Source organism: Gemmata algarum (genome assembly GCF_034097035.1).
GTDB lineage: Bacteria > Planctomycetota > Planctomycetia > Gemmatales > Gemmataceae > Gemmata > Gemmata algarum.
Genome location: NZ_JAXBLV010000077.1, coordinates 1 through 17,580 on the forward strand (window position 1 = coordinate 1; position 17,580 = coordinate 17,580).

The following is a 17,580-nucleotide window of genomic DNA, read 5'->3' on the forward strand; positions in this document are numbered from 1 at the left end:
ACCAGCCACGGGTATGTGCTTCGGCGGCGGGCGGTGATGGCGTCGCAGAGGAGCCGTTCCACGGCGGAACTCCGGAGGCGGAGCGTGGATTGTCGCGCCCTCGGGCACGCGGTGTATCAGCCCTTTTGTGATGGGCCTCCCATGAACGCGATGGGCGAGACGTTGAAATAGGCCGCCAGCGCGACAATGTGCTCGCGGGTCAGGGTCCGCTTGCCCGTCAGAACCGCTGAAAGGGTAGACTGCGCGATTCCGACCTCCTTCGCCAACACCGGTTGACTGACCCCGCGCCCCTCCATGAGCACCCGCAGCACGTCCCCTTCGGCCGCTTCCGGCATCGGGTGCGCCGCGATCTCGTACCTCTGGACGAGCTGGCTCAGGGTGTCCAGGTAGTCGGCCGAGCCGTCGTCCAGGTCGTCACGCACCATCAGCTCCGCCACAAGCTCGCGCGCGAACGCCAGCTCCTCCGGCGAGCGAATCGTGCGGAGCGGGAACCGCGCGTTGAGCGCCAGAAACGTCTTCGGAACGAGCGCCCATCCCGCGGGCCGGTTCGCCCGCCGGGAAGCCGCCCGCGCGGGCCGCTTGGCGGCCCGGGTGGTTTTAGTCGCCATTCTCTTTTCTCCGGTCGGTGGAGAGGAATGTTCTCGCCTTCCGGTTGCGGCGGTCACTTCTTCGACCGCTTCGCCTTCGGGCTTCGCGTCGGACGCGGCCCCTTGCCCTTCGGCCGGGCCTTGTGGCACCCGCACTCGTCGGGCCAGTCGTTCTTGTCGTACTCGGAGTGCGTCATCACCTTGCGGACGAGCACCAGCCCGCCGCGCGGGGCGTCGGCAAACCGCACGAAGGCGACGAGCCGGATGTTGTTGTTCCAAACGTCGAACACGTAGCAGTCGCCCACCTTGTCCGTTGAGCGGAACATCTGGCGCAGCTCGGCGAAGTTGCGCCAGGTGGCGGCCTCCACCGCCGCGTACCACGCCCGCAGGTGCGGCTCGCACCCGGCCGGGGACTGCGGTTCCGCCCAGAAGTCTTGCAGCGCTTGGAAGGACATCACCCGCACAGCTTGCGCCTCGAAAGGGCCGGCCCCGGCACAACGACACTATCGCAAAATGCGATGAGGCATTAAGTGAATTTATCGCAATTTGCGATAGCGACCGTGCCGGCGTGGTCTTGGCGGTTGGTCCAGGTTGCCCAGCGGGAACAGCTTGGCGAGCGGTCAGGGGTGGGGCGCGGGGTGTTCGGTTGGGCGGACGCGCGCTGGCGCGCACCCGCGGCTGGTGAAATGCTAGCAGTTCCCAACTGCATTGAACAAGGGCCGCTGTGACGCTTCGCCCGAGCCAGCCCGGTTGGTACTGGATTTGGATAGCAGAGAGGCACCGCGCCCCGAATTGCAGGTTGCCAGGTGTAACGGATCGTACTTCGAAAGCGCAATTGCGCCAAATATGGCGACCGCTCAATCGTCAGACATGAGCTGGTTCGACGGCCCGCTACCGGTGGCACCGTACCCAACGCCAGAGCGGCTCAACCGCCCTGGTTGACACGCACGCCGTGCGCTGGTCCAATACAGGCTTCCCCTCGCCCGCCAAAGGACCGCCTTGCAAACCGAATTCTTCGAGGTCACGACCGACCCCGATTCGCAGGTGTTCATCAACCTCGCCCTGGTGTTCCGGGTGGCGATCGAGCACAAAGGCGGGAGCAGCGTCGTCACCTTCTTCTTCCTGAGCGGACCAGAGCCCAGCGCCAGCTACAGGGTCCCGAGCGACAGGGTGAAGCTCCTCATCGAGCGGTTCACGTGAGCCGCGGCTTCCACGCGGACCGTGTCACCGGCTTCACCAGCGGGTTCGGGGCGGACGGGGTGCGGCCGGTGCAGGGGTTGGGGAGGGGTTTTGCTCCGACAACCCAGACCCAAACGCGGCACGCGGGCAGCGCAGCCAAAAACGCCAAACTTGCGCATTCCGCGCGAACCCGCCATTCCCGATTTGCCGATACACCTGGGCCGTTCCGTCATTCGAGGTGCGAAATGGACTTCGCGTTCTCCCGCCGCGGGTTGCTTCAAGGGGCTGCGGCCGTCGGCGGCGCCCTCGCCGCGAACGCCGCCCACGCGGGACCGGTCGCGGACGCCCGCGCCGCCCGCCACCCCGGCTGGGTGTTCGGCCGCATGACCGGCGCCGAGGCACTCTGCGAAGCGCTCCGCGCGGAGGGCGTGGGGTGCGTGTACGGCATCCCCGGCGCGCAAGAGAACGAGCTGTGGGACACCTTCAAGGAGAAGGGCATCCCCTACCTCCTCGTGACGCACGAGTTCTCCGCCGCGTGCATGGCCGACGGCTACGCCCGCAGCACCGGCCGCCCCGGGGTGCTGTGCGTGGTGCCCGGCCCCGGCGTCACGAACTCGCTCACCGGGCTGGGCGAGGCCCTGCTCGACTCGTCGCCGCTCGTGGCGATCGTGGGCGACGTGGCGAACGGCGAAAAGGCCAAGCCGTTTCAGGTCCACTCGCTGAACCAGGTCGAACTGCTGAAGCCGGTGTGCAAGTGCGTGTACCAAGTGCAAACGGTCGCGCAGATCGCCGCCGCGGTGCGCCAGGCGTTCGTGACCGCCGCGGAGGGCGAGCCCGGGCCGGTCGCCGTCGTGGTGCCGTACAACCTGTTCATCGAAGCCCACGACTACCGCACCCCGCCGCCCGCGGCGCCGGCCCCGCCGTTCGACGAAGCGGCGTTCGCCCGCGCGCTGCCGCTCCTCGCGGACAAGAAGCACCGGGTCGGCATCTACGCCGGCGTCGGGTGCATGGCCTACGGCGCCGAACTCGCCGCGGTCGCGGAGCTGCTCCAGGCGCCGATCGCCACCAGCGTTTCGGGCCGCGGGGCGGTCGGCGACGGGCACCCGCTCGCGGTCGGCTGGGGCTTCGGCCCGCACGCCTCGGAGGTCGCGGAAAAGGTGTTCGCGGGCGACAAGAAGCACCCGCTCAAGTCCGGCGTCGATACGGTCCTTGCGATCGGCGTGAAGTTCAGCGAGGTGTCGACGGGCTACTACGGCAACCCGCAGCCGAAGCACGTCGTTCACGTCGATGCGAACCACTGCAACCTGGGCCGCGTGCTCAAAACCGACGTGTGCGTCCACGCGGACGCGGGCCTGTTCCTCGGCCGGTTGCTCGCCTGCGGCGACCAGCTTCGCCGCCCGGAGGACCGGTGGCTGCTCAACCGCATCCGCGACCTCAAGGCCGACGCCGCCCGGTCGCTGTGCAACATCCCGGCGGCGAAGTGCGGGGTGGACCCGCTGGCGACGGTCGCGGCGCTCCGCAAGGTGCTGCCCGAAGACGCGCTCCTCTTCACCGACGTGAGCGTGACCGAGCACCTGGCGGCCGAGCACTTCCGCGTGTGCCACCCGCGGACGTACTTCAACCCGGTGGACAACCAGGCGATGGGCTGGAGCGTCCCGGCCGCGCTCGGCGCCCAGCGGGTCCACCACGGGAAGGCGGTCGCGACGCTCACCGGCGACGGGTGCCTGCTGATGAGCGCGCTCGAGATCACGACCGCCGCGCGCGAGCACCTGCCGGTGAAGTTCGTGATCCTCGACGACCAGTCGTACCACTACATGCAGATGCTCCAGAAGCCGGCGTACCTGCGGACCACGGCCACGATCCTCACCCGCCTCGATTACCGGGCGCTCGCCCAGGCGTTCGGGGTGGCATACGTCGAAATCGCCTCGCACGCCGAGCTGGAAGCGAAGCTCCGCGGGGCAGTGTGCCACGACGGCCCGGTCCTGGTGCGGGTGGTGACGGACTACGGCAAGCGCGAGGTGCGGTGGGTCGATGCGGTCCGCGCCCGGTACACGAAGGAGTTGACGGCGGCGCAGAAGGCGCGGTTCCTGGCCCGAATCGGCTCCCGAGCCATCCAGCTCGAAAAGAAGAGTGATTAAGGACTTCCGGTCAAAAGTCCGGTGTCGAAAAGGGCACCGGCACCGGGCGCCGTCCGTCGTGTCGGTGTTGAGCGCGCGTGACGGGGGCGCAAGCGTAAAAGCTGAACGCCGACGCCGCATCCGGCCCCGGCTGAGGCGCGGCTCGATGCCAGTGCCGCGTCTTCGTGGCGCCGACTTCCGTGCGGTCGCGGTGGCGAGCTTGCGTTCGCCACCGCAGCCGCGCCCGCGGCACACGTTCAGGGCTTCGTCGCTTTGATCCGCATTTCGAGATCGGGTATCTCAGCCAAAAGGCGGTCGATATCCTTTTGCAGCGCCGTCGTTCGCGCGGCCTTTTGTGCGGCGGTGTAAAAGATGTACTTGCCGCCGGCGTCGAAGTAGTCGTCCGGCGGGGTCGGCTCGCGGTACACGTACCGGCTCTTGGACGCCTTGACCTTGCTGAGCTTGTCCTGAGCGGTTTCGAGCGCTTGTTTGGCCGCCGCGAGCTTGCCCGGGAGAGCCGCGATCTCCGCCTCGCGCTCGCGCTTGGCCGTTTCGTTCCGGAGCCGCTCCGCTTCGGCTTCGGCCTCCTTCTTTCGCAGCTCGGCGTCGCGGCGTGCGCGCTCCTCGGCCAGCAACCGTTCGGCCTTGAGACGTTCGGCCGCGGCCCGCTCGCGGAGCGAGCGCGTGCGCAGCCGTGTCAGATTCGCTCAGGTTGCGTTATCCGGCCCATGAGGTGCTGGGGGCACTACCCAGGCTGGATGCGAAGCCTCTCGCTCACGGATCGGCTAGTTATGTCTGATTCTTGCAGCGCATACAGAAAAATCTAATTGTTACAATATCGAATCTTTTCAGCAACGGTTGTGCAACAAAGGCAACAGACACAACCAGCCGGATCAGGTATCAGGTCACCTCTTCGCCGAACAACAGGCTCTCTGTTCGGCTGAGACACCCATCACGACAACCATAAAGACAGACAGGCAACGGCTTACCCGCCCGCGCCGAACTCGCTGGTGCAGCCAATGGCGCGAGTTACGTGGAGTTGTGGCAGTCACGAGCAGCGGCCCGCACGCGAAATTGAAGTAGGGCAACTGGCCCCGACAACAACAAAAGCTGTGGGAAAACGAACCTGATGCGTACGTTTCACACGGTAGCAACTGGCAACGGATAAAAGCGTTCGATTTCACTACTGCACAATTTGGCAGCAGCGAAGCAACAATCGCGCGCACGAAAAAAACTTTTCAACTCTCCTTGTTTTCCAACCATCGTTGCGGTACCTTGCTTCAAGCCTTTCGCCATCGAGCGATACTTCAGACTGTCAAAACGAGTGCAAGCCAACTGCGATCATTGTCAAAATCAAACAATCAATTGATTTGATACATTTCATCATGGATGGTGGCTGATTTTGCATGAGACAGTGGACAAATGACCTACAGCACTCACGTTCGACATGCGACGTTCGGGCCGGAAGGCGATCAAGATTCCTTTCAAAGAGTGCCTCACCATGAGTCGGTTCACGAGCGGCGGCGTTGCCAGACTCCTGTTCTGTGCAGGGCTTTTCGCGATCGGCTGCTTGGGTCTTAGCGGCGTAGCGTTAGCTGCAACGCCGCCTTCGGTGACTATTACGGCTTCGCAAGACAAGAAGACGGGCGAATGGACGTTCAGCGGTACCGTCAACGTCGGCGTGCCGGCCTGGACGGCTGGTGGGTCGGGATCGGTGTCCATCATTCCGTTCCCGATGGGAGCAGCACAGCCGAACGTGATTGGGCAAGTCAATGCGCAACAGAACGGCTGGACAACTGCCTACCCTAACGCACCCGCAGGAAACCTACCCGTCCTCCCAGCTGGAACTTACAACGTGGTGGTGTCAGTTCGATTTACAAGAGCGGGCCAGCAGCCCGTAACTCAGACAGCAACTGTACAAATCATGGTTCCATAACGTGAACGCGGCGTCGTTGCCGGTTGCCGACAACGGGTAGCGGCCTGCGGCCGATTCAGCCGGACGAGGAGAAGGCCATGAAACGATTCGGATTTACGCTGATCGAGGCTCTGGTGGTGATCGCCATCCTCGCCGTACTGATTGGGCTCCTCCTTCCCGCCGTCCAAAAAGTCCGGGCCGCCGCAACCCGCCACAAGAGCGTTAATAACCTGCGGCAAATCGCTCTGAGCCTGCACAACGCCGCATCCGATCACGACTCCCGGCTGCCCTCCTTGCGCCCGGCGACCGGGAGCATTAACCCGTTGTCTGATTCGATCTTCGACTTTCTGCTCCCCTATGTCGAGCAGAACAACTTGTACGCCAACCGGTCGGCGCTACCGTTCGCTTACGCGTGCAAAATCTACCAGAGCCCGGCGGACCCGACCTTGGCAGACGATGGCTATCGCACGGTTACGGTTACGAGTTACCCGGTTAACGCCTGGGTGTTCGACGGGATGCCGTCGCTCAAGTCTTCGATCCCTGATGGGACCTCCTCAACCGTGATGATCGGCGAACGGTACGGCGTCTGTGGGTCCACGTTGATCATGTACACGGAGACGGACGCCCACGCGTTCACGCACCGTGCGTCCATCGCTGACGGCGGCCCCATTGGAGGGGGGCATAACCTCGGGGATGTTTATCCGATCACCCGCGGGTCGCCGCCGGAAACAGTCGGAAGTGAGCCCCTGTCGACATTCCAGGCCGCGCCACGCTCGGGGCATTGTGATCCCGCCCTGGCTCAAACGCCGCACCAAAGCGGGATGCTCGCCACGATGGCAGACGGGAGCGTCCGAACGATCTCCCCGAGCGTTTCGCCAACCGCTTACTGGGCGATGATTACTCCGGCCGGCGGCGAGATTGTAGCCGAGTAAGGGTGCGTTTTGAAATCGCTCGGTGCGAGCGGGTCACTTCTTGTTCGCGGTCGGCACCGGGGCATGCACCGACTTGCGCCACCCGTCACCTTGGACGCCGGACGGATGCTGGTCCCTGTGGTAGCTACGGACCTGCGCGAGCGGTTGGCTTCTCGGGTGTCGTGCCGCCCGGCCCGCGCCGCTCGCTGTGATTTGGGTGGCGGGAACGTCCGGCCGTGCCGTGTCGGAGAACCTGGGTGCGGGAACACCCGACGTACCGGTTCCCCGTTCGGCCGCACCGGGAACGCGCCCGGCGTTCCCGGCTACAGCGAGACCTTGCCGTGGACCTTCGGATCGCTGCCCACCTCGGGGCGCGAGCCGGTGATGAGCGCCCGGCCGGCTTCGATCAGGTACTTCACCCCGCTGGTGCCGCTGTTGTCCCAGTACTCTCCGGTCTTGCCGTCCACGCGGAGCAGCACGATGTTAGGGTCGTCCTTGCCGCCCGGGAACCACACCTTCCACTCCACCTTCCAGAGCTGCGCGACCTTCGCGCGGTCCTCGACCGGGGCCGCGGTTCCGCTCAGCGAGACGAACTTGGTGCGCGACTGCATCGTCACGACGACGTGCCCGTCCCGCGCGAGTTCGTCCATTTTTCCGGAGTGCCGGTCGGTGGCGAACCAGAGCGTCCCGTCCGGTTCGACCGCGGCGAGGGCCATCGGGCGGCCGTGCAACTGGCCGTCGGCGGCACGGGTGACCAGCATTGCGAGGCCGAACTCTTCGAGCAGTTCCCGGAGCTTGTTGTCGGGTGTGGTGGCTATAACGAGTGCCCGTGTGGAATCCCCGCCGCGACGGCGGATCAGGTGAGATGTGGCAACGCAAATCGCGGGCCGCGCCGGTGCGAGGTATCTTCTCTCCCCCCTTCCCTCATCCGAGCGGTCCGCGAAGTTCCGCGAACTCGGCGCCGAAATGCGCTGTCGGTTCCCGGGGGGCTTACGTCCCCCGCTCCCCTAACTAAGATGACACGGCACGCTCACCCCGGACGCCAACCGATGTCCCTTTCTCTTGAACAAGTTGCGAAGGTCGCGAAGCTGGCGCGGCTCGAGATGTCCGACGCGGACCTCGCGCGGATGCAGCAGCAGCTCTCCGCCATCCTCGACTACATCGACCAGCTCAACCAACTGAACACCGACGGCGTCGAGCCGCTCGCGCACCCCCTGCCGGTGCAGAACGTGTTCCGGCCGGACACGCCGGTGCCGTCGCTGCCCGCGGCGGCGGCGCTCCAGAACGCCCCCAGCAAGATACTGGACAAGGACTCCGGCTACTTCGGCGTGCCCGCGGTGTTCGACACCGACGAGCCCGTCAGCCACTGATTCGGGTCGGAAGTCACAAAGTCGAAAGTCGTAAAGTCGAAGGCACTCGGCGTTACGGTCTTCGACTTTGTCGCGTTCGACGTTACGACATCAAACGTTATGCCCTCGGTTTCGACCTCCCGGAACAGCCATGTCCCTCATCGAGAAGACCGCGACCGAGCTGCTCGCCCTCCAGAGCGCGGGGAAGGCCAGCGCGCTCGAGATCGCCGACGCGTTCCTCGCGTCCGCCGCGGCGCGCGAGCCGAAGCTCAAGTCCTTCACCCTGCCGCCGGACGCCGACGCCGTGCGCGCCGCGGCGAAGGCCGTTGACGCGAAGCGGGCCAAGGGCGAGCCGCTGGGCCGCCTCGCCGGCGTGCCCGTGGCCGTGAAGGACGTGCTCTGCACCAAGGGCGTCCGCACCACCTGCTCCAGCAAGATGCTGGCGAACTTCGTACCGCCCTACGACGCCGACGCGGTCGAGCGGCTCAAGGGGGCGGACGCGATCGTCTTCGGCAAGACGAACATGGACGAGTTCGCGATGGGCTCGTCCACCGAGAACAGCGCGTTCCAGGCCACCCGCAACCCGTGGGACGTGGAGCGCATCCCCGGCGGCTCGTCGGGCGGCAGCGCCGCCGTGGTCGCCGGGTGCCAGGCCCCGCTCTCGCTCGGGACCGACACCGGCGGCTCGATCCGCCAGCCGGCGGCGCTGTGCGGCATCGTCGGGCTGAAGCCCACCTACGGGCGGGTGTCGCGGTACGGGCTGATCGCATTCGCCAGCTCGCTCGACCAAGTCGGGCCGTTCACGCACGACGTGACCGACTGCGCGCTGATGATGGAGGCGATCGCCGGCCACGACGCGCGCGACAGCACGAGCGTCGCGGAGCCGGTGCCGCACTACACCCGGACCGTCAACGACCCCGTGAAGGGGCTCCGGATCGGGGTGCCGAAGGAGTTCTTCGGCCAGGGGCTCGACGCGGAGGTGGAGGCGGCCGTCCGCGGCGCGCTGAAGGAGTACGAGAAGCTCGGCGCGACCCTCGTGGACGTGTCGCTGCCGCACAGCCCGTACGCGCTGGCGGCGTACTACATCGTCGCGCCGGCGGAGGCGTCGAGCAACCTCGCGCGGTTCGACGGGATGCACTACGGGCACCGCACCGCGACCAAGGGCGACCTGATCGCCACCTACTCCAAGTCGCGCGGCGAGGGGTTCGGGCCGGAGGTGCAGCGCCGCATCATCCTCGGCACCTACGTCCTGTCGAGCGGGTACAAGGACGCCTACTACCTGAAGGCGCTGAAGGTGCGCCGGCTCGTGAAGAAGGACTTCGACGAGGCGTTCAAGACCTGTGACGTGGTGATGGGGCCGACCACCCCGACCGCGGCGTTCAAGGCGGGCGAGAAGTCGGACGACCCGCTGGCGCTGTACCTGTCGGACGTGTACACGGTGTCGTGCAACCTGGCGGGCATCCCGGGGCTGAGCATGCCGTGCGGGTTCACGACGGCCGGGCTCCCGATCGGGCTGCAACTGCTCGGCGCCCCGTTCGAGGAGGAGAAGCTGCTGCGGGTCGCGCGGATGTACGAGGCCGCGACCGCGTGGCACACCCGCCGCCCGGTGGTGTAAGAAACGGTGGCGGAACGGACGGGCCGGGCGCGGCTTCGTTCCGACACAAACGGGCCTTGTGTTGACGAAGACAGTTTTTGACAGGATCGACAGGATGAACAGGATTGAAGACAGACCGATTTAAAATCCTGTCGATCCTGTCAAAATCGTCTTGGCCCAGCCATCGCGTGTTGAGCTACCCAGCTTCCGGGCTGCTGTGTTACCCCGAGCGGGTTGCCTGCCCGAGGCGAGGGCAATGTGGCATCGAAGCGATGGATGGGCGAAGGCAGTTTTGACAGGAGCGACAGGATAAACAGGATCTAAAGTTGGTCTGTCTTCATCCTGTTTATCCTGTCGATCCTGTCAAAACGGTTTTCACGCACGAAGCCCGCATGGCCGAAACGAAGCCACGACCAGCCACCCATTCCGCCACCGTTTCGCACTTTGCCGCACGGTCCGGGCGGGTCGATCGCTGTTACAGCGACCGCGCCAGCCCTGCGACCACTTCCGCCGCCTTGCGGCCGATCTGCGGCCAGTCGTAGGTCGCACGGGCCAGCTCCCGCGCCCGTTCAGCCATCCTGGCACCTTCCACCGCGTCGGCAAGTAGTTTCGCGGTCGCGTCGGCGAACGCGGGTCGTTCGGCGAGCACGAAGTGCGTCCCGGGTTCGGCGGCGATCCCTTCCGCGCCGACGGCCGTGCTGACGACCGGCAGCCCGGCGGCGAACGCTTCGAGGATCTTCAGCCGCGTGCCGCCGCCGGCGTCGAGCGGCACCGCCAGCGCCGACGCGCGTAACAGGTACGGCTTCACGTCCGGCACGCCGCCGGTCACTTCGATCCCCGGCGAGCCGTTGAGCGCGAGCAGATCCGCGGGCGGGTCGCGGCCCACGACGGCGAGAACCGCGTCCGGGACGCGGGCGCGCAGCGCGGGCAGCACGTCGCGCGCAAGGAACCGCGCCGCCGCCGCGTTCGGCCCCCAGGACATCGTCCCCAGGAACATCACCACCGGGGGACCGCCGCGGCCGGTCGGGAGGTCCGCCAGCGCGGCGCAATCGACGCCGTTCGGAACGGTGTGAACGGCTTTCGCCCCGAGCGCGCGGAAGTGCCCGGCCTCGGTGTCGGACACCGCGAAGAGCGCGTCGCACTCCCGGGCCGCACGGCGCTCGGCGCGGTCGAGCCGCTTCGCCTCGCCCTGAAGGAACGCGCCCTTCAGAGGGCTGGTTTGTTCCTCGGCGGTGCGGCGCACGAGCAGCGAGTAGACGTTGTGCAGGTCGATGACGGCGGGCACGGCCGGCGCCGCGGCGCGGTACAGGAGCCCGTCGAGGTGGTCGAGGTACAGCACGTCCGGCGGTGCCGTCTTGAGTTCGTGCTCCCACACGCGGGCGGCTTCGGCCCACGCGTGCCGCCGGTACATCACGTATGGTTCGGCTTTCAGAGCGGCGCCGAGCAGGCGCTTCGCTTCGGACCACTTCGAGCGCGCCGGCACGGCCGCCGGGCGCACGGCGATCCCGGCCTTCTGAAGCGCCTCGACGCTGGCGGCCTGGTCCGGACCGACCGGGCACACCAGCCGGAAGTCGGTGGCGGCGGCGAGCGCCTTCATCAGGTGAAAGCTGCGGATGTGGCCGCCGGAGTTGAGCGGCCACGGCGGCTCGCTGGTGGCCGCCAGTACGCGGGGCTTCGCGGTCACGCCTCGCCCTCCGCCGGGGCCTCGAACCGGTTGCGGATCACCTTGGCCGGCACGCCCGCCGCGATCACGTTGTCGGACAGCGGTTTCGTCACGACCGAGCCGGCCGCCACCACCGTTCCCTTCCCCACATCGGCGAGGACGATCGCCCCGCTCCCCACCCACGCCCCCGCCCCGACGGTCACGAGTTTGCGCTCGCCGCCCTGCTCGCGGATCGGCTTGGTGGGGTCGTTGAAGTAGTGCGTCATTCCCCCCGAGGGGATCTGCACGTTGGCCGCGAGCAGCACGTCACGTTCCAGGTGAACCAGCCCCAGGGTACACCGCGGGCCGACGTACACGTTCTCATCGAGCATCGCGCCCGGCTGCGAGAAGAAGGTGCCGAACTCGACGCACACGGACGGGTGGCAGCGGGCGAGCACCCGTTCGAGGAACGCCCGTCGGAGGTACTGCCCGGTCAGCCCTGGCCAGAGCGAGAGGAGTTGCGAGCGGGATTCGAGCGCCGGCCCGCGCCCGCGGGCCGCGGCACTGAGCCAGAACGACGCCAGCACCGGCGACACGCCCACGAGGGCCGCGAGCCGGGCCGCCCCTTTCGCGGCGCGCTTGAGCGGAGAAGGAGCGGCCGAAGGCGGAACGTGGATGACCGGCGAACTCATGGTGCAGTTGTGTTCTGGAGGCTGAGCGCGAACGGTGAAGGTGGCACAGGGCTCCCGCCCTGTGCTACGCCCGGCGCGGAACAAGTTAAAAGGCAAAAGTGTCAAGGCAAAAGGGAAAGCCGAAAGCGCCCGCACTTTTGCCTTGACACTTTTGCCTTTCAACTTGTTGCGAGCCGGGCGTACAGCTTGTAGTACTCGTCAACGGTCCGGGCCAGTTGGTAGCGCTCAACCGCCCGGGCGCGGCCGTTGGCGCCCAGCCGGGCCGCGAAGTCGGGCGCGCGGAACAGGCGGCGGATCGCGTCCGCGCAGCAGGCGGCGTCGCCGCGCGGGAACAGCAGCCCCTCTTGCTCGTGCCGCACGATCTCCGGGTTCCCCCCGACGGCGGTCACGACGGCCGGCAGCGCGCTCGCCATCGCTTCAAGCAGGGTCAGCGACGCCGCCTCGCTCAGGGAGGTCAGCGCGAACGCGTCGGCGGCCCGCATCAGGTCGGGGATGTCGGTGCGGATGCCCAGGAACCGCACGCGGTCCGGGACGCGCAGCTCCACCGCCAGGGCTTCCAGCTCGTTCCGGAGCGGCCCGTCCCCGACCATCAGCAGATCGACACCCGGCAGGTCCGGGACGGCCGCCGCGAACCCGCGGATCAGCGTCTTCTGGTCCTTCACCGGGTGGTGCCGGGCGACGTGGATCAGGTACCGGCGCTCGGGCTCCAGCCCGACCTCCTCCTTCGCCACGTCCTTGTCCGCGGGCGGGCCGTACCGGTCCACCTCGATGCCGTTCTCGATGACCGCGATCCGCGCGCCGGCGAACCCGTCGGTGCGGCACAGCCCCCGCGCGCTGAACGCGCAGCACGCCGTCACGGCGTCGGCGAGGTGGTCGAGCGCGAGCCGGTTCACGGCGCGGCGCAGCGGCGACACGCGGTCCGGGTAGTGGCGGCCGTGCTCGGTGAGGATCAGCTTCGGCCGGAACCCGCACAGCGGCTTCGCCAGTGCGGAGTAGAAGAACGGCGTGTACTGGTGGGCGTGAACGACCTCGACGCCCCGCTCCCGGATCGCCGCGGCGATGCGCCGGCTCACGCGCCAGTCGCGCCCCGGCTTGCGGTGGAAGCACACGAGGTCGACGCCCTCGGCCACCAGCTCTTCGCCGATGCGGCCGACCGCGTCGAGGCAGAAGACGGTCGGCCGGATGCGGTCCCCGAGCCGGCGGATCGTCTCGCGGACGAGCACCTCCGCGCCGGCCACCTGCATCACGTGGACGACGAACGCCACCCGGACGGGCCTCACGACGGCACCGCCACGGGTCGCGGGACGGCCGGGTACGGGTACGGCAGCGTGAGCGGCGGCAGCCCGGACGGGGTGGGGTTCAGTTTCGCCGCCACCGCCCGGGTGATGGCGTGCAACTGCACCGCCATCAGGACGCAGATGTAGGGCATCTCGAAGTGCTCGAGCGACAGGAACAGCGCCCCGAAGCAGAACAGGACCAGCGCGCACTCCAGCCCGGCGGCGAGCGACTTGATCTTGAGCGTCTCGGGGTCGGTGTACGGCCGCAGCGCCCGCCGCGTCTGCCAGAGCCCGACGAACGCGGACGCCAGCAGCCCGACGTACAGCGCGAGCGCCACCCAGCCGCTGTCCGCGGCGGTCTGGAGGTACTGGCTGTGGATCGTGCGGCCCTCCATGTCGGCCCCGTACTGGTACGTGTACAGGTTCGAGTTGCGGATCCCCATCCCGAACAGCGGGTTCTCGTTCGCCATCTGGATCGCGATGCCCCACGTCACCTTGCGGGAGTTCGCGCTCTCGTCCATCCCGTGGTTGCTGATCGAGAAGAACCGCTCCTGGATCTCCTTGCCGGCCATCGCCACCACCAGGCAGGCCCCGATGGCGTAAATCACCCCGACGAACCGCTTGTTCCGCGCCCGCATGAACATCGGCACGGCGGTCACGCACAGCGACAGCATGGCCCCGCGCGAGAACGACAGCAGCACCGCGTGCAGCAGGATCGGGATCACCGCCAGGTACGCCCACCGCCACCACCGGGCGCTGGCCTCCCACGCGAAGAAGCACAGCGGCACCGCCATCGCGAAGATGAGCGCGGCCCCGTTGTTGTCCAGCCCGCCGTACCCGCGGGTGGCCAGCATCAGCCACCCCGCGGAGAAGTAGAAGAAGTTGATCTCGTAGGCGATGTACACCGCGCACGCCAGCACGACGAAGTAGAGCGTCCACAGCTCGCGGACCGTGCGGAGCACCAGCGTGGCGCACAGGAACATCGCGAAGATCTTGACGTACTCGATGAAGTACGGCCAGGACACGTCCGGGTGCCGCGCGGTGACGTAGGTGAGGCTGATCCACGCGGTGAACGCGAGGAACAGCACGTGGCTGCGGGTCAGCTTCGGGTTGCCGTACCAGGGCGGGGTGGACGCGGCGAACGGGGTCCACAGCTTGAGCCGCCACAGCACGGTGACGGCGAGCGTGACCACCGCGACCGGGAACGACCAGTTCTCCTCCGAGAGGCGGAGCCCGGAGTACTCCACCCAGTCCCAGATCGCCTGCGGCCGGAGCACGGCGTACATGTAGTAAACGGCGATGCCGTACACCGGGGACAGCACGACCGTGCCGGCCGTCCCCAGGAACATCGTCACCGCCATGAACACCAGTTGCTTCATTCGCTCCGTCCTGACGCGCCGCCGGCCTCGCAACTATCCTAGTACCGCCAACCGATACCACCCGGATTACGGGCGCGTGTTGTACCATCTTTCATAGCACACTGGAAAGCCCACCCCGGATCTCGAAAGGGCGCAACACCTTGGAACCGATCGCCGTCGATTTGAACGTCGTCTGTCCGCCGGCGGGCCGCGGGCCGGTGACCACCGGTATCCCGTTCCCGAAGGGCGCCCTTCCGGATGCCACGCGGCTGCAACTCCGCGACGCCGCCGGGGCGGCCGTCCGGCTCCAGTCGCGCGCAACCGACTTCTGGCCCGACGGTTCGGTGCGGTGGGTGCTGCTCGACTGGATCGCCGAAGCCGGAAAGGCGCCGTACCGCGTGACCGTGGGCGAACCGCTCGCGATCGAAGGACCGGAGGTCAACATCAGGAAACACGAGCGGTCCTTCGCCCACAGCCGCGAACCGGTCACAATCGCGACCTCCGAGGTCAACACGGGATCGGCCCGGTTCGAGGTCGGATATCAGTTCCCATTTACCCCTCTCGATCCGAGTGGTGAAATTCCGCAAACTCCGTCCGGTGTGCTCTTCTGCGTCGGCAACGATGCCGGATTGGAGTGTCAGGCCGTTACCGTTACGACGGAAATCGAAGAGGCGGGACCACTCCGGACGTGCTTCCACCTGAAAGGGTTCCTATCGACCGCTTACACCCCCCAGACGCCCTACGCCGAGTTCGACGCGCGACTCCACTTCTTCGCCGGGGCGTCTGTCGTGCGGGTGGAGCTAACGATCCGCAACCCGCGCCGGGCGGTCCATCAAGGCGGACTGTGGGATTTGGGCGATGCAGGATCGATCGACATCAAGGGCGCGTCGCTGACGTTTGACCTACCGGCCGGGGGCGGAACCGCAACGGTCCGCTACTCGCCCGAAGTCGGTGCGCCGGCCGACGAGTTATCACTGACCGACGAGTTATCACTGACCGATGGGTTGACGTCACCGACCAATGGATTCTCGTGGCCGTTCGAGTTGCATCAGGATTCGAGCGGCGGCGAGAACTGGCGCAGCACCAACCACCTTAACCGCTCGCGTGAAGTGCCAACACGGTTCCGCGGCTACCGGCTGAAGGCCGGCGGTCAGGAGCGCACCGGACTTCGCGCCACGCCGCTCGTCACGCTGTCGCGCGGTGAACATGCGGTCGGGGTTGTGGTCCCGCAGTTTTGGCAGAACTTCCCGATGGCGATCGAGGCTGCCAACGGCGTGCTCGACCTCCAACTGCTGCCGGATCAGTTCGGCGGCGTTCAGGAGCTTCAAGGCGGGGAGCAGAAGACGTGGACGTTCGCGGTCGCGTTCGGGCCGGACGCCACGCCGGAAGCGCTCGAATGGTTCCGGCAGCCGGCGCGGGCGTTCGCCTCTCCCGAGTGGTACTGCGCGAGCGGCGCGGTTCCGTACCTCACGCCGAAGGCCGCCGACCCGAACGCCGATTACCTGAAGCTCGTGGACTCGGCCGTTGAGGGGCCGGACAACTTCGACGCGAAGCGCGAGAAGATCGACGAGTACGGCTGGCGGCACTTCGGCGACATCTACGGCGACCACGAGGCCGTTTACGGCACCGATGCGCGGCCCGTCGTGTCGCATTACAACAACCAGTACGACCCGGTCGCCGGGTTCGCGTACCAGTTCCTGCGCAGCGGGCGCCTCGACTGGCTGCGCCACATGGAGGAACTGGCGCAGCACGTCATCGACATCGACATCTACCACACCACGCAGGACAAGTCCGCGTACAGCGGCGGGCTGTTCTGGCACACCTACCACTACGCCGACGCCGACACCGGCACGCACCGCTCGTACCCGCGGGCGCTGCTCCAGATGTCGCACATGCCGGGGCTCGACCCGAACAGCCCGCAGGCGCGGCGGTCGAAGGGGCTGTACGCGCGGGGCGGCGGCCCGGCCGACGAGCACAACTACACCACCGGCCTGATGCTGCACTACTTCCTCACCGGTCGCGCGCAGTCGCGGGAAGCGGCGCTGGGGCTCGCGCGGTGGGTGATCGACATGGACGACGGCCGCAAGACCGTGTTCCGGTTCCTGTCGCGGGCGGACACGGGGCTCGCGAGCCAGAGCCGCGACGACAGCTACCACGGCCCCGGGCGCGGGTCGGGCAACTCGCTCGCGGCCCTCATCGACGGGCACCGGTTGAGCGGCGATCCCGCGTTCCTGGCGAAGGCCGAACAACTGGTCCGGCGGTGCGTTCACCCCAACGACGACATCGCGCGCCGCAACCTGTTGGACGTGGAGAATCGCTGGTTCTACACGATCTTCCTGTACTCGCTCGGCAAGTACCTGGATTACAAGGCAGGTCGGGGCGAACTCGACCGGATGTACGCCTACGCCCGCGCGAGCCTGCTCCACTACGCCCGATGGATGGCGGACCACGAGGTGCCGACGCTGTCGCGGCCCGAGATTCTGGAGTACCCGAACGAGACGTGGGCGGCGCAGGACGTGCGCAAGAGCGAGGTGTTCAAGTTCGCCGCGAAGCACGCGACCGGCCCCGAGAAGGCGCGGTTCCTGGAGCGGTCCGAGTTCTTCTTCCACGACTCGGTTTCGCGCCTGACGGCGTTCGAGTCGCGCACGCTGGCGCGGCCCGTCGTGCTGCTGCTCACGTTCGGGCAGATGCACGCGCACTTCCAGAAGCACCCCGACGAAGCCGCCCCGCCCCCCAAAGAGGACGTGCGCGAGTTCGGTACGCCGGAAGCGTTCGTGCCGCAAAAGACGATCGCCAAGAAGCGCGCGAAGTTGCTCGTGGTCGCCGGGGCCGCGGCCGGGGCGGTGAGCGTGCTGGCACTGGTCGCGTGGCTCGCGCTGCGCTGAGTGCGGCCGGCGCGGTGCGGAATCGCCGCGCGCCCGCTCGGTTCGTAATCTTTTGCTTGCTTTCTTCACCCCGC

The 17,580-nt window shown here is 67.3% G+C and carries 15 protein-coding genes; 7 read left to right on the plus strand and 8 right to left on the minus strand.

Going from position 1 to position 17,580, the window contains the following annotated elements:
- Positions 1 to 116: 116 nt before the first annotated feature.
- Positions 117 to 608, minus strand: a complete 492-nt coding sequence (locus tag R5W23_RS07650; protein ID WP_320685825.1) for a helix-turn-helix domain-containing protein — start codon at positions 606 to 608, stop codon at positions 117 to 119.
- Positions 609 to 661: 53 nt separating this feature from the next.
- Entirely contained in the window at positions 662 to 1,042 is a 381-nt protein-coding gene (locus tag R5W23_RS07655; RefSeq protein WP_320685826.1) for a type II toxin-antitoxin system HigB family toxin, read from the minus strand.
- A gap of 544 nt (positions 1,043 to 1,586) precedes the next feature.
- Here R5W23_RS07655 and R5W23_RS07660 point away from each other — a divergent pair.
- Together R5W23_RS07660 and R5W23_RS07665 are read left to right on the plus strand one after the other, a co-directional pair.
- On the plus strand, positions 1,587 to 1,787 hold the full coding sequence (locus R5W23_RS07660) for a hypothetical protein (protein ID WP_320685827.1): 201 nt from the start codon (positions 1,587 to 1,589) through the stop codon (positions 1,785 to 1,787).
- Positions 1,788 to 2,011: 224 nt separating this feature from the next.
- Complete coding sequence (locus tag R5W23_RS07665; protein WP_320685828.1) at positions 2,012 to 3,904, plus strand: thiamine pyrophosphate-binding protein; 1,893 nt, start codon at positions 2,012 to 2,014, stop codon at positions 3,902 to 3,904.
- Positions 3,905 to 4,140: 236 nt separating this feature from the next.
- Here R5W23_RS07665 and R5W23_RS07670 read toward each other — a convergent pair whose 3' ends face one another.
- The gene (locus R5W23_RS07670; RefSeq protein WP_320685829.1) at positions 4,141 to 4,518 is read right to left on the minus strand and encodes a hypothetical protein; all 378 of its coding nucleotides are present in this window, start codon (positions 4,516 to 4,518) and stop codon (positions 4,141 to 4,143) included.
- A gap of 866 nt (positions 4,519 to 5,384) precedes the next feature.
- On the opposite strand from R5W23_RS07670, the gene R5W23_RS07675 reads away from it, so the two are divergent.
- Both R5W23_RS07675 and R5W23_RS07680 read left to right on the plus strand, forming a co-directional pair.
- Positions 5,385 to 5,819, plus strand: coding sequence for a hypothetical protein (locus R5W23_RS07675; protein ID WP_320685830.1), 435 nt, complete (start codon positions 5,385 to 5,387; stop codon positions 5,817 to 5,819).
- Positions 5,820 to 5,896: 77 nt separating this feature from the next.
- Positions 5,897 to 6,730, plus strand: a complete 834-nt coding sequence (locus R5W23_RS07680; RefSeq protein ID WP_320685831.1) for a DUF1559 family PulG-like putative transporter — start codon at positions 5,897 to 5,899, stop codon at positions 6,728 to 6,730.
- Between the two features lie 302 nt (positions 6,731 to 7,032).
- On the opposite strand, the gene R5W23_RS07685 is transcribed toward R5W23_RS07680, so the two are convergent.
- Positions 7,033 to 7,527 (minus strand): pyridoxamine 5'-phosphate oxidase family protein, encoded by a 495-nt coding sequence (locus tag R5W23_RS07685; RefSeq protein WP_407936110.1) that lies wholly within the window; start codon positions 7,525 to 7,527, stop codon positions 7,033 to 7,035.
- Between the two features lie 231 nt (positions 7,528 to 7,758).
- Here R5W23_RS07685 and gatC point away from each other — a divergent pair, with 231 nt between their 5' ends.
- A complete protein-coding gene (gene gatC / locus R5W23_RS07690; protein ID WP_010049848.1) occupies positions 7,759 to 8,079 on the plus strand; it encodes an Asp-tRNA(Asn)/Glu-tRNA(Gln) amidotransferase subunit GatC in 321 nt (106 codons plus the stop codon).
- A 130-nt stretch (positions 8,080 to 8,209) separates the two neighbouring features.
- Complete coding sequence (gene gatA, locus R5W23_RS07695) at positions 8,210 to 9,673, plus strand: Asp-tRNA(Asn)/Glu-tRNA(Gln) amidotransferase subunit GatA (RefSeq protein WP_320685832.1); 1,464 nt, start codon at positions 8,210 to 8,212, stop codon at positions 9,671 to 9,673.
- Between the two features lie 454 nt (positions 9,674 to 10,127).
- Here gatA and R5W23_RS07700 read toward each other — a convergent pair whose 3' ends face one another.
- The 4 genes from R5W23_RS07700 to R5W23_RS07715 all read right to left on the minus strand — a co-directional run bounded on the left by R5W23_RS07700 (position 10,128) and on the right by R5W23_RS07715 (position 14,642).
- Positions 10,128 to 11,336, minus strand: a complete 1,209-nt coding sequence (locus R5W23_RS07700; protein WP_320685833.1) for a glycosyltransferase family 4 protein — start codon at positions 11,334 to 11,336, stop codon at positions 10,128 to 10,130.
- Positions 11,333 to 11,986 (minus strand): acyltransferase, encoded by a 654-nt coding sequence (locus R5W23_RS07705; protein WP_320685834.1) that lies wholly within the window; start codon positions 11,984 to 11,986, stop codon positions 11,333 to 11,335. The genes R5W23_RS07700 and R5W23_RS07705 overlap by 4 nt, the downstream gene beginning before the upstream one ends.
- Positions 11,987 to 12,144: 158 nt before the next feature.
- Complete coding sequence (locus R5W23_RS07710; protein ID WP_320685835.1) at positions 12,145 to 13,266, minus strand: glycosyltransferase; 1,122 nt, start codon at positions 13,264 to 13,266, stop codon at positions 12,145 to 12,147.
- The gene (locus tag R5W23_RS07715; protein WP_261188215.1) at positions 13,263 to 14,642 is read right to left on the minus strand and encodes an O-antigen ligase family protein; all 1,380 of its coding nucleotides are present in this window, start codon (positions 14,640 to 14,642) and stop codon (positions 13,263 to 13,265) included. The genes R5W23_RS07710 and R5W23_RS07715 overlap by 4 nt, the downstream gene beginning before the upstream one ends.
- 140 nt (positions 14,643 to 14,782) lie before the next feature.
- On the opposite strand from R5W23_RS07715, the gene R5W23_RS07720 reads away from it, so the two are divergent.
- Positions 14,783 to 17,506: an RIFT barrel domain-containing protein gene (locus tag R5W23_RS07720; RefSeq protein WP_320685836.1), complete on the plus strand. Its 2,724-nt coding sequence runs from the start codon at positions 14,783 to 14,785 to the stop codon at positions 17,504 to 17,506.
- Positions 17,507 to 17,580 lie beyond the last annotated feature (74 nt).